The 12,517-nt window shown below is 71.2% G+C and carries 9 protein-coding genes; 6 read left to right on the forward strand and 3 right to left on the reverse strand.

What is annotated here, in order from left to right; all coding sequences use genetic code 11:
* Positions 1-119 precede the first annotated feature (119 nt).
* From B207_RS0124145 to B207_RS40795, 3 genes are all read right to left on the reverse strand, one after another.
* The gene (locus B207_RS0124145) at positions 120-1,310 is read right to left on the reverse strand and encodes a serine hydrolase domain-containing protein (RefSeq protein WP_026311395.1); all 1,191 of its coding nucleotides are present in this window, start codon (positions 1,308-1,310) and stop codon (positions 120-122) included.
* Between the two features lie 109 nt (positions 1,311-1,419).
* Entirely contained in the window at positions 1,420-2,565 is a 1,146-nt protein-coding gene (locus B207_RS0124150) for an acyl-CoA dehydrogenase family protein (protein WP_026311396.1), read from the reverse strand.
* A 172-nt stretch (positions 2,566-2,737) separates the two neighbouring features.
* On the reverse strand, positions 2,738-2,884 hold the full coding sequence (locus B207_RS40795) for a hypothetical protein (protein ID WP_018639240.1): 147 nt from the start codon (positions 2,882-2,884) through the stop codon (positions 2,738-2,740).
* Between the two features lie 404 nt (positions 2,885-3,288).
* On the opposite strand from B207_RS40795, the gene B207_RS0124160 reads away from it, so the two are divergent.
* The 6 genes from B207_RS0124160 (at position 3,289) to B207_RS0124185 (ending at position 12,508) form a co-directional block, all read left to right on the forward strand.
* Positions 3,289-3,756 carry a hypothetical protein gene (locus tag B207_RS0124160; protein ID WP_018639243.1) on the forward strand — a complete coding sequence of 156 codons (468 nt, stop codon included), beginning with the start codon at positions 3,289-3,291 and terminating at the stop codon, positions 3,754-3,756.
* A 309-nt stretch (positions 3,757-4,065) separates the two neighbouring features.
* On the forward strand, positions 4,066-5,802 hold the full coding sequence (locus B207_RS0124165) for an ABC transporter ATP-binding protein (RefSeq protein ID WP_026311397.1): 1,737 nt from the start codon (positions 4,066-4,068) through the stop codon (positions 5,800-5,802).
* The gene (locus tag B207_RS0124170) at positions 5,799-7,748 is read left to right on the forward strand and encodes an ABC transporter ATP-binding protein (protein WP_018639246.1); all 1,950 of its coding nucleotides are present in this window, start codon (positions 5,799-5,801) and stop codon (positions 7,746-7,748) included. Before B207_RS0124165 ends, B207_RS0124170 begins: the two co-directional genes overlap by 4 nt.
* Before the next feature lie 167 nt (positions 7,749-7,915).
* Complete coding sequence (lysS, locus tag B207_RS0124175) at positions 7,916-9,448, forward strand: lysine--tRNA ligase (protein ID WP_018639248.1); 1,533 nt, start codon at positions 7,916-7,918, stop codon at positions 9,446-9,448.
* A gap of 230 nt (positions 9,449-9,678) precedes the next feature.
* Positions 9,679-10,509, forward strand: coding sequence for an SDR family oxidoreductase (locus tag B207_RS0124180; RefSeq protein ID WP_018639250.1), 831 nt, complete (start codon positions 9,679-9,681; stop codon positions 10,507-10,509).
* A 286-nt stretch (positions 10,510-10,795) separates the two neighbouring features.
* The gene (locus B207_RS0124185; protein ID WP_018639251.1) at positions 10,796-12,508 is read left to right on the forward strand and encodes an MFS transporter; all 1,713 of its coding nucleotides are present in this window, start codon (positions 10,796-10,798) and stop codon (positions 12,506-12,508) included.
* Positions 12,509-12,517 lie beyond the last annotated feature (9 nt).

The raw sequence follows: 12,517 nt of genomic DNA on the forward strand, positions 1-12,517 counted from the left end.
TCCGTCGAACGGCACGATCTTGTTTCGCTGGATCAGTAATTGAATTCCGGTTTTCGGATACACCGCTCTTGAATCCGGGAGCGTACTTCTCCGGGCAGAGGTTGGCGGGCTGAGGAGTATCAGTCGACGAGCGCGTCGACAACGACCCGGCTTGCCTCCGCCGCGCCGAATGTCGGCGGCTGCGGCCGGCTCTCCGGGGTACCCAGGCGGACGACGACGGTTCCCGAGCCGGGATCGATCTGCACGATCTGGTTTCCGAGCCCGATAGCCCAGAACATGTCATCCGGCGCACCGGGCACCAGTCGGCCCTGTCGGGTCGCCGGATCGGCCGCCGCGGAAATGTCGGAGGCAGCCAGCGGCTGCGCCAGGACACCCTCGTGGTTAAGCCACCACAGATATCCGTAGGCAGCGTTCATTTCCGTGGACGACGGCCCGGTCGCCGCGGTGACCCAGTCGCTCGAGACGATCTGGTCGCCGGCCCAGTCGCCGTCACGCAGCATCAGGTAGCCGAACCGGGCGAGGTCCCGGCAGGTCGACTGCAGGCCCATGAAGGCGAGGGTGTTGCCGGCGGCGTCGGTCGTCATCGTGCTGTCGTTCATGCCGATCGGCGCGAAGACCCGCTCACGGGCGAAGTCGATGACTTCCTGGCCGGTGGAGCCACGCAGGACCTCTTCCAGCGTCTGCACGGCCGAGTTGTTGTAGGCCCAGACCTCTCCGGGCCTCCTGTCCTGGGGGAGCCCGATGGCGAAGGCGGTCTTGTCCTGGGCTTTGATCAGCTCGTCGTAGTCGATCCCGACGCTCCACCGCCGCCCCGAGTCATTGCTGACCAGGTCGCGAACGGTCACGGCCTCGGCCGGGGTGCCCTTCCACGGGGCGACCCAGGTGGACGCGGAGTCGTCCAGGCTCAGGTCGCCGTCGTCCTGGGCGATTCCCACCAGGGTGGACATCAGCGACTTCGTCACCGAGTAGACCGCCGCGGGTGTCTCGGCGGTGGCCCCGCGGAAGTACCACTCGCCGGCGATCTTCCCGCCGCGGGAGACCAGGAGGCACGTCGACTTGCCCTGCTCCGCCGTGGTGGCGATCTTCTCCAGCTCGGCCGGGTCGAAGCCGACCGACCGCGGGTCCACCGTCTCCCAGGTGTCACCGGGTACGGAGGACTGGGACGGGGCCCCGGATGGTGCGGCGCCCGTCGACGATGGTGCGGCGGCAGGCTCGTCGGGCGTGGTCTCGCCGCCGGAACAGCCTGCAGCCAGGAGTAAGGCGCCTGCTGCCGAGGCAAGGCAGAGGGCGAGCCGGGATGGTCGTCGCATCGGGAACCTCGTTCGGGCCGGAGCTACGGAAACGAGGTGTGACCGTATCCGCACTCATCTGGCCCGGAAAACCAAAAGCCGCAAGACGGGCACTGGGTGCCCTGGTTGGTCAGGACCTGGCGAGGTGGCGGCTGATGACGAGGCGCTGGATCTGGTTGGTGCCCTCGAAGATCTGCATGACCTTGGCCTCGCGCATGTACCGCTCGACCGGGAAGTCCTTCGTGTAGCCGGCGCCGCCGAGGACCTGGACGGCATCCTCGGTCACCTTCATCGCCGCGTCCGTCGCGACGAGCTTGGCGATCGACGCGGCGCGCCCGTAGGGCAGGCCGGCGTCGCGGCGCCGGGCGGCGGCGAGGGTGGTGGCGCGCGCCGACTCGACGGCCGCGGCCATGTCGGCGAGCAGGAACCCGAGGCCCTGGTGGTCGATGATCGACTTTCCGAACGCCTGCCGTTCCCGCGCGTAGGCGACCGCGTCGTCGAGGGCCCGCTGGGCGAGCCCGACCGCGGTGGCGGCGATGCCGAGCCGCCCGGAGTCGAGCGCCGAGAGCGCGATCGACAGCCCCTGCCCGCGTTCGCCGACCAGCCGCGACGCCGGCACCGGCGTGTCGTCAAAGCTGATCTGGGTGGTGGGGGAGGCGGTCAGCCCCATCTTCTTCTCCGGCGGGTGGAACCGGATGGCGGGGCTGTCCGCGTCGACGAGGAAACAGGAGACGCCCCCGCGGGTGTCCTGGGACGTCCGCGCGAACACGGTGTAGAAGTCGGCGGCCCCGCCATGGGTGACCCAGGCCTTCGTGCCGTTGAGCACGTAGCCGCTGTCGGTGGGGGTCGCCGTCACCCGCATCGCCGCCGGGTCCGACCCCGCGTGCGCCTCGGAGAGGCAGTAGGCACCCAGCAGGTCGCCGGACAGCAGCCGGGGCAGCAGTTCCTCCTGCTGCGCCGGGGTGCCGAAGGTCGCCAGCGGATAGCAGGACAGCGCGTGGACGCTGACGCCGACCGCCACGGCCGACCACCGGTACGAGATCTCCTCCAGGACCTGGAGGTACACCTCGTAGGGCTGCTCACCGCCGCCGAAGCGCTCCGGGTAGGGCAGGCTCAGCAGGCCGGCCTGGCCGAGCACCGTGAACTCCTTGCGGGGGAACCGGCTCTCGGCCTCGTACTCGACCACGATGGGCGCCAGCTCGCGGTCGCAGATCGTCGCGGCGAGGTCGACCAGCTCCTTCGCCTCCGATGACGGGAGCTGGCGTTCGGCGGGCATCGTGACCTCCGGTGCGTCGGCGGCGACCGCCGCGGACTCCGGGCGTACCGGGGTCCGCGGCGATCCGGCGTCCATGTCGGAACGTGGGACCGCAGTAGTTTTGTACCGCGATTCGGCGGCCCGTGACGGGCCTGCCGGAACCGGAGCCAGGACGCGTGGGCCGGTCGACGGATCAGCAGTCCTTGCGGTGGGTGTTGCTGGGCGGGTAGGGGCACGGCTCGCCGGGCTGGCAGCCGGCAGCGGTGGTGAGCAGGCCCAGAGTCGCGGTGGCGACGATCGTCACCGCGATGCGGCGGACCGGGCGGGTGGAACGGTTCATGGCAGTGTCCCTTCAGACCATCCCCGATCCGGTCTTCCCTACCGTCTCCCGGATGCGGACGCGAAGCGGGCGCGCGATGTCACACCGTGTCCTCTCGTGTCCGTGCGCCCCCTGTCGCCGTCCCGCGCGGGATTGTGATGGTCTGCCGATGTCCTCCGGTTGTTGGCGTGTATCCGAGATACTGAGATGCGGGCAGGTCGCCGGAAGCCGGACAGTCGGGCCGGGTGCTCGCGGGTTCGTCCGAAGGTGGCGGAACCGGTCTCGGTCGCGGGTCGTCCTGAAGGACGATGCGAGGGTGCGCCCCTGCAACCGGGGGCGCACGGTCCGCGATGACCTGGGGTCGCGGGCCGTGGGGGGATCAGGCGGGGCAGGACGGACTGGGGGCCGTCGAGGGAGGAAGGTCGATGGTCAACATGAACCCGGGTGACCGTGGTTGGCAGGGAGAGCGGTTCGCCCAGGCCCGCCGGTTCGCCGGCCAGGCGAGGCAGGACCGCACGACTGGTTGGTACATCCCGCTGGTGATCACCGTGGTCGGGGCCGGTGCCTCGTTCGACGCGTTCGGGCGCGGGTTCGGCTTCCTGTACGGGTGGGGTCTGGCGATCGCGTTCGTCGTGCTGACGTGGTCCACGATCCGGGTGATCCCGGCGATGCTCGACGATCTCAACGTGCGGCGGGAGAGCTGGCCGCGCAAGTTCAGCACGATGCTCAACGCCCCGGTGCGCAGCCGCGGGATCTTTCTGCTCGCCGCCGCGCTACCGGTCTTCGTCGCGCTGGTGAAGACGGTGGGCTTCTACATCATCGGCGGCCTGCTGATCGTCGGTGTGGTGCTGGCCGTGGCCGTGGCGGTCTCCTGGGTGCTCGAGCGCCGCTGAGCGCCGCTGAGCGCCGCTGAGCGCGCTGAGCCCCGCGGCCGCGGCGCGGCCGCGCCGGCGACCAGGGCGCGTTGACGCATTCCGGCCCCGTGTTCCCGGTGCCCGTGTCTCCTCGGAGGCCTGGGTGCGGGCACCGGGGCCGGTCTGTGTCCTGCTCCTGTCCGTGTTCTGCTCGTATCCGCCGATCCACCAGGCGCACCTGAGCGGCGGATTCAGTCGTACTCTCCGTATCGGCCTGCCGCAGTCCGGGACGACCCGGCGACCCGATGACCGATGACCGATGACCGACGGCCCGCCGACGGAGATCACATGCTTGTCAGACTGCTGAGGAGCCATCTCGCGCCCTATACGAGGGCGGTCTCCCTGCTGGTGGTGCTGCAGCTCACCGCCACGCTGGGCATGCTCTACCTGCCGACGCTGAACGCCGACATCATCGACAACGGGGTCGTGCCCGGCGACACGGGCTACATCGTCCGCCTCGGCGGGGTGATGCTCGCGGTCACGCTCCTGCAGGCGTCCTGCTCGGCCGGCGCGGTGTTCTTCGGCGCGCGTACCGCGATGGGGGTCGGGCGCGACCTCCGTGCCTCGGTGTTCGCGCGGGTGCAGTCCTTCTCCGCCCGGGAGATCGGCCGGTTCGGCTCGCCCTCGCTCATCACCCGGGCGACGAACGACGTCCAGCAGGTCCAGATGATGCTGCTGATGTCGTTCACGATGATGATCTCGGCGCCGATCATGTGCCTGGGTGGCATCGCCCTGGCGGTGCACCAGGATGCGACGCTCTCCCTCCTCCTGGTCGGGATCGTCCCGATCCTGGCCGGGATGATCGTGTTGATCATCCGGCGGATGCAGCCGCTGGGCCGCGGTATGCAGGAGCGCCTCGACGAGGTCAACCGCATCCTGCGTGAGCAGATCAGTGGCCTGCGCGTGATCCGGGCCTTTGTGCGGGACGGCCACGAGAAGCGCCGGTTCGTCACGGCGAACGCCGACCTCACCGACATCTCGCTGCGGATGGGGCGCCTGATGGCGCTGCTGTTCCCGCTGGTCCTGACGGTGGTGAACATCTCCAGCATCGCCGTCATCTGGTTCGGCGCGCACCGCATCGACAGCGGTGGCATGGAGATCGGGGCGCTGACCGCCTTCCTCAGCTACCTGATGCAGATCCTGATGGCGCTGATGATGGCCACCTTCATGTTCGCGGTGATCCCACGGGCCGAGGTGTGCGCGGAGCGCATCCAGGAGGTGCTGGCCACCGAGTCGACGCTGCGTCCGCCCACCGAGCCGGTGCGGGAGCTGGCCCGGCTCGGTGAGCTGGAGCTGCGCGGTGTCGGCTTCCGCTACCCGGGCGCGGAGGAGCCGGTGCTGCGCGAGATCAGCCTGCGGGTCGCGCCGGGGCAGACCGTGGCGGTCATCGGCAGCACCGGCAGCGGCAAGTCGACCCTGCTCGGCCTCGTCCCCCGGCTGTCGGACGTCTCCGAGGGCTCGGTGCTGATCGACGGCGTGGACGTCCGCGACCTCGACCCGAAGCTGCTCGCCGAGACAGTCGCTCTCGTGCCGCAGAAGCCGTACCTGTTCACCGGGACGATCGCGTCGAACCTGCGCTACGGCAACCCGGAGGCGACCGACGACGAGCTCTGGTGGGCGCTCGACATCGCGCAGGCCCGGGAGTTCGTGGCGGCCATGCCGGACGGCCTGGACACCCCGGTCTCCCAGGGCGGCACGAATGTCTCCGGCGGCCAGCGCCAGCGCCTCGCGATCGCGCGGGCGCTGGTCCGGCGCCCGGAGATCTACCTGTTCGACGACTCCTTCTCGGCGCTGGACTACGCCACCGACGCCCGGCTGCGGGCCGCGCTGGCCCGCGACACGGCGGCGGCGACCAAGGTCATCGTCGCCCAGCGGGTGGCGACGATCCGCGACGCCGACCAGATCATCGTCCTGGACGAGGGCCGGATCGTCGGCGCCGGCACCCACCACGAGCTCCTGGCGGAGAACGCGACCTATCGCGAGATCGTCTTCTCGCAGCTCACCGAGGAGGAGGCAGCGGCATGACGCGCCCACCGGCGGGCGGCGCCCGCCCGATGCCCGGCCCCGGTCGCTTCTTCAGCGCCGGCGGGGAGAAGGCCGGCGACTTCCAGGTCTCGATCCGGCGTCTGCTCGGGCTGCTGAGCCGGCAGCGCGTGTTGCTGCTGCCCGCCATCGCGCTCGCCGTCGTCAGCATCGCCCTCACCGTCACCGGCCCGCGGCTGCTCGGGCACGCCACCGACCTGGTGGTCGCCGGTCTGATCGGCTCGCGCCTGCCCGCGGGTACGTCCCGGGCGGAGGCGATCGCGCGGCTGCGGGCAGAGGGCCACGACACCCAGGCCGACCTGCTGGCCTCCGCGGATGTCACCCCCGGCACCGGGATGGACTTCGACGCGATCGGCCGGGTGCTGCTCCTCGTGCTGATCGTCTACCTGGTGGCCGGGGCGTTCGGGGTGGTGCAGGCCCGGCTGGCGAACCGGGCGCTGCAGCGCATGCTCAACGACCTGCGTGACGACGTCCAGGAGAAGATCACCCGGCTGCCGCTGCGGTACTTCGACCGCGGCCAGCGCGGGGAGGTTCTCAGCCGGGTCACCAACGACATCGACAACCTGGGGCAGTGCCTGCAGCAGAGCCTCTCGCAGATCGTCGTCTCCGTCCTGACCATCATCGGCGTGCTGGCGATGATGGTCTGGATCTCCCCGCTGCTGGCGTTGATCGCCGTCGTGACGGTGCCGGTGTCGCTCGTCGTCACCACCCGCATCGGCCGGATCGCCCAGCCGCAGTTCGTCGGCCAGTGGAAGACGACCGGGGCCCTCAACGGCCACATCGAGGAGATGTACACCGGGCACGCGCTGGTGCGTGCCTTCGGCCGGCAGGAGGAGGCCGCCGAGACGTTCCGGGAGTACAACGAGCGCCTCTACGAGGCGAGCTGGCGGGCGCAGTCCATCTCGGGCCTCATGCAGCCGGCGATGATGTTCATCGGGAACCTGAACTACGTGCTGGTGGCCGTGGTCGGCGGTCTGCGGGTGGCCTCCGGGTCGCTGTCCATCGGTGACGTCCAGGCCTTCATCCAGTACTCGCGGCAGTTCAGCCAGCCGCTGACGCAGCTGGCCAGCATGGCGAACATGCTGCAGTCCGGGGTCGCCTCGGCGGAACGGGTCTTCGAGCTGCTGGATGCCACCGAGCAGGATCCCGACCCGCTGGTGCCCGCCCGGCCCGGGGAGGCCCGCGGCCGGGTCGCCTTCGAACACGTGGCCTTCCGCTACGAACCGGACACGCCGCTCATCGACGACCTGTCGCTGGTCGCCGAACCGGGCCACACCGTCGCGATCGTCGGGCCCACCGGCGCCGGCAAGACCACACTGATCAACCTGCTGATGCGCTTCTACGAGGTCAGCGGCGGGCGGATCACGCTGGACGGCACCGACATCGCCGAGATGTCCCGGGCCCAGCTGCGCTCCTCCATCGGCATGGTGCTCCAGGACACCTGGCTGTTCGGCGGGACGATCGCGGAGAACATCGCCTACGGCGCCCAGGGGGCCACCCGCGAGCAGATCGTCGACGCGGCCCGCGCCGCGCACGTCGACCGGTTCGTCCGCACCCTGCCCGACGGCTACGACACAGTGCTCGACGACGAGGGCGTCGGCGTCAGCGGCGGTGAGAAGCAGCTCATCACCATTGCGCGCGCGTTCCTCGCCGAGCCGCTCATCCTCGTCCTGGACGAGGCGACGAGTTCGGTCGACACCCGGACAGAGGTGCTGATCCAGCGGGCGATGTCCGGCCTGCGGCACGGCCGGACCGCCTTCGTGATCGCGCACCGGCTGTCCACCATCCGCGACGCGGACACCATCCTCGTCATGGAGGACGGAGCCATCGTCGAGCAGGGCGACCACGTCAGCCTGCTTGCCGCGGACGGTGCCTACGCCCGCCTCTACCGCGCCCAGTTCGCCCAGGCCGTGGCGGAAGCAGGCTGACACCGCTCGGCTGGCCGGCCACCGCTCGGCTGGCCGGCGCGGGAGATCTGGCGGACCAGGGCGGCCAGTAGGCTTGGGCATGCGAGCCGTCGGCGCTCCCGCGCGCCGGGCCGTGAAGACGCCCGGGTGTCGCCGGGCGGGGAACCTCTCGCAAAAGGGTGTTGTGCATGGCGACGGACGAGTCCACGGCGGGTCCCCGCCCCGGGTATGACACCGACTCGGTGACCACCGCCGCCGGCGCCGCGGAGGACGGGGTGGTCGTCCGCCTCGCCGGCCGCGTCGTGCTGTGGCGGCGGATGGGTGGGCTGGTCTTCGGCCACATCCAGGACCGCGCCGGGCGGGTGCAGGTCTCGCTGTCCCGCGACGAGCTGGGCGTCGAGACGTTCCAGGAGTGGGCCCGCGCCGTCAAGATCGGTGACTTCGTCGGCGTCACCGGCAGGGTCTACACCACCCGCCGCGGAGAGAAGACCGTCGGCGCCTCCGAGCTCGTCGTGCTCAACCGCACGGTGCGCGCTCTGCCCGACAAGTGGCAGGGTCTGTCCAACATCGAGGCACGGCTGCGCCGGCGCTACCTCGACCTGCTGGTGAACAACGACTCCCGGGAACGCTTCCGTACCCGCGCCCGCGCGATCTCCCGCATCCGCCGCTTCCTCGACGACAACGACTTCCTCGAAGTCGAGACGCCGATGCTGACCGAAGCCGCGTCCGGTGCGGCCGCCCGCCCCTTCGTCACCCACCACAACGCCCTCGGTGAGGACTTCTACCTGCGCATCTCGCCGGAGACGTTCCTCAAGCGGGTCGTCGTGGGCTCGCTGGACCGCGTCTACGAGCTCGGCCGTAACTTCCGCAACGAGGGAATGGATCCCTCGCACCTGCAGGAGTTCACGATGCTCGAGTGGTACGCGGCCTACTGGGACTACCGCGACAACATGCGGTTCGTCCGGGAGATGCTCCTGGCCGTCCTCGACGACGTGTTCGGCAGCCGCACCGTCACCTACGACGGGGTGAAGCTCGACTTCGGCGCCGAGTGGCCGGAGCTCGACTACCGCGCCGAGGTCGCCCGGCACAGCGGCATCGACCTGACAGTCGTCCGTGACCTGCCGACGCTGCGGACCCGGATCGCCGAGCTCGGGCTGGAGGTCGACGACGCCGCCTCCTACGCGGGGCTCGTCGACCTGCTCTACAAGAAGACCGTGCGCCCGCACCTCGTCCAGCCGTGCTTCCTGGTACACCACCCGGCGGAGCTGGTGCCGCTGGCCCGGCGCAGCGACGCCGACCCCTCCCGGCTCGACATGTTCCAGGTCGTGGTGAACGGCTGGGAGCTGGTGAAGGCCTACTCCGAGCTGGTCGACCCGGTCGAGCAGCGCCGGCGGCTGGAGGAGCAGGCCGAGCTGCGGGCCGCCGGCGACGATGAGACGATGATGCTCGAGGAGGACTTCATCGAGGCGATGGAGTACGGCATGCCGCCGATGTCCGGCCTCGGTATCGGCATTGACCGGCTCATCGCGCTGCTCACCGACGCGCCGACCCTGCGCGAGGTCGTCCTGTTCCCGCTGATGCGCGACTCGCGCCGCGGGCAGCAGGCCGACGCCGCTGACGCCGCTGACGCCGCTGTCGCCGACGCTCTCGCGGGCGAAGGCGGTGTGCGCGCCACCGGCGTGCGTGACACCGGCGGCGGAGATGGATCCGGGGCGGTCTGAGAACCGACTGTCGGCAGACACAGTTCGCCCGCGGGTCATTCGGCTGACATCCGGCCGACGACCGCGCGGCGAAGGATTCAACGCCCGGCGGCGAAAGCCGTCTGGCCGCGGAGCGCGTCCGGTGATCTGACACCGCCGTCATCCGGCCGGGACGCCTACAGGACGTGTTCGTACAATCCCAGCCGTCTCGATACACCTCCGCGAGCAGCGGTGGAAGGGTGAGGTTTCAGGTGGATAAGGACGTCAGGGACGTCGTCGTCGTCATCGGTGTGGGCGGCATGGGCCGGGCGATCGCCCGGCGGATCGGCAGCGGCCGCAAGCTCCTGCTGGCCGATGTCAGCGACGCCGCGCTCGATGTCGCCGACGTCCTGCGAGGAGAGGGGCAGGACGTCGCCACCCAGGTGGTCGACGTCTCCAGCCGCGAGTCGGTGGCCGCTCTCGCCGACACCGCAGCCGGCCTCGGACGGGTCGCCCAGGTCGCACACACGGCGGGGCTCTCACCCACGCAGGCCTCGACCGAGGCGATCCTGCGGGTGGACCTGCTCGGTGTCGCGCTGGTGCTCGACGAGTTCGCCCGGGTGATCGCGCCCGGCGGCGCGGGAGTCGTCATCGCCAGTATGTCGGGGTACCTGGCGGGCCTGTCCCCGGAGCAGGAGTCCACCGCCGCCACGGCACCCACGGACGAGTTGCTGGACCTGCCGTTCCTCGCCCCCGACGCCCTCGGCTCACCGGGCGCCGCGTACGCCCTGGCGAAGCGGGCCAACATCGTGCGGGTGCAGGCCGCGGCGGCAGCCTGGGGCGAGCGCGGTGCGCGGATCAACTCGATCAGCCCGGGGGTCATCTCCACCCCGATGGGCCAGGGGGAGCTGTCCGGAGAGTCGGGGAAGCAGATGCGGGCGATGGTGGCGATGTCCGCGGCGAAGCGCCTCGGCACCCCGGACGACATCGCCGCCGCGGCGGCGTTCCTGCTCGGCCAGGATGCCAGCTACGTGAGTGGCACCGACCTTCTCGTCGACGGCGGGACCGTCGCCGCCGTCCGTCGCCTGCTGCCGACCGGCTGAGGCACCACCCTCCGGTCCCCGGCCGAACCCGCACGCCGACGGCCACCGACGTCGTGGTTGACCTGAACCGCGGTTGAGGGAGCAGCCTGAGCCGCGGTGGATGTCGGACCGGGCTCGGGCTTCCACGGCCGAGGGCCCCGCGGGAGGGGATCGAGACGTGGCCCTGCGATCAGGCGAGGAACCGGACACCGACGACAGACGACCAGCTCAGCCAGTCCCGCCAGCTCCGCCAGTCCCGCTAGTCCCGCCAGTCCCGTGGGCCTCGGCGACACCGTTGACCCCGCCGGTGACGTCCGGTGCCGGTGCGCTCCCGACCGGCCTTGTGTTCACGGTGCTGGTGCTCGGCGGGCTGCTCGTCGTCCTGGACATCACGATCATCAACGTCGCGATCCGGACGTTGGCGGAGGATCTTGACGCAACCCTCCCGGTGATCCAGTGGGTCTCGACCGCCTACACGCTGGCCCTGGCCGTCACCGTCCCGACCAGCGCCTGGCTGGTCGGGCGGTTCGGCGCCCGCCGGGTCTACACCGCAGCGCTGGCCGCCTTCGTGCTGGGCTCGGCGCTGTGCGGCCTGGCCTGGGACGTCGGGTCGCTCATTGCGTTCCGGGTCCTGCAGGGAATCGGCGGCGGGCTGGTCCAACCGGTCGCGATGATGATCGTCCTGCGGGCGACCCCGCCCGAGCGCCGCGGCCGCGCGATGGGCCTGCTGGGCCTGCCGGTCCTGGTCGGCCCCGTGATCGGGCCGACGCTCGGGGGCTCGCTCGTCGAGTTCTCCTGGCGGTGGATCTTTCTGGTGAACCTGCCTGTCGGCATCCTTGCCCTCCTGCTCGCGGCCCGCGCGCTGCGCCCGTTCACCGCCGAGCCCGCGCGGGGCGTCACTTCCGCGAGTGCCGTCACTTCCGCGAGTGCCGGCGGATCCGCGGATACCGGCGGATCCGCGGATACCGGCAGCCCACGCGAGCGGCTTGACCTGTTCGGGCTGGGGCTCATCGCACCTGGGCTGGCGCTGTTCGTCTACGGGCTGGCCGAGAGCGGGCGGCAGGGGACGGTGGCCTCCGCTGTGGTCCTCGTTCCCGCCCTTGCCGGCATCGCACTGGTGGCCGGGTTCGCCGTCCGCGCGGCGCGAGCGCCGGCCCCGCTGGTCCGGATCACGCTGCTGCGCCGGCGGGCCGTCGGGTCGGGCGCTCTGACGCTGGCGCTGTTCGCGGCGGCCTACTTCGGGTCGATGCTGGTACTGCCCCTCTACCTGCAGGCCGCGCGCGGGCTGAGCCCGGCGGCGACCGGCATGCTAGGCATCCCGCAGGCACTGGCGACCGGCATCTCCCTGCAGGTGGCGAGCCGGCTGGTCGACCGGGTCCCGCCGGCGCGCATCGTCGGCTTCGGCATCGCACTGGCGACCTGCGGACTGTTCACCGTGCTGCTCCTGCTCGACGCGGACACCCCGTACTGGCACCTCGTCGTCGCCCTGTCCGTCATGGGCATCGGCGCGGGTTCGACGATCATGCCGACCATCACGACGGCGCTGCGCTATCTGGACGACCGGGACGCACCGTCCGGGAGCACCCTGCTGACCATCACCAACCAGGTGAGTGTCTCGATCGGCACCGCGCTGACGTCGGTGGTGCTCGCCTCGGGCCTCGCTACCCGGGGCCTCGGTTCCCTGATCGGCGGCGGTGAGGCCGCCGGGCCGCTCGAGGTGGGGCACCCCGGCCAGGCTGGTGGCGGCCCGGCGGGTGCGGGCCCGGCGGGTGCCGGCGCGGCGGACACCGCGGCACAGCTCGCCGAAGCGTTCCGGAACACTTTGGGCGTGCCGGTCGGTCTGATGGCGGCTGCGCTGGTCGTCGCCCTGACAGCGCTGCCCCGCGGCGGCGGGCGAGCCCACCCCCGGCCGGCCGGGGGGGCGGGCGGACGTCGAGGTCGGCCCGGCCGAACCGGCCACGGCGCCGGATCGATGACCGACCGCGGGCGCCCCCGTGGGCGTGGGCCGTGGGCTTCGTAGCATCGTGGG

It is taken from the genome of Parafrankia elaeagni (genome assembly GCF_000374165.1).
GTDB classification, from domain to species: Bacteria; Actinomycetota; Actinomycetes; order Frankiales; family Frankiaceae; genus Parafrankia; species Parafrankia elaeagni.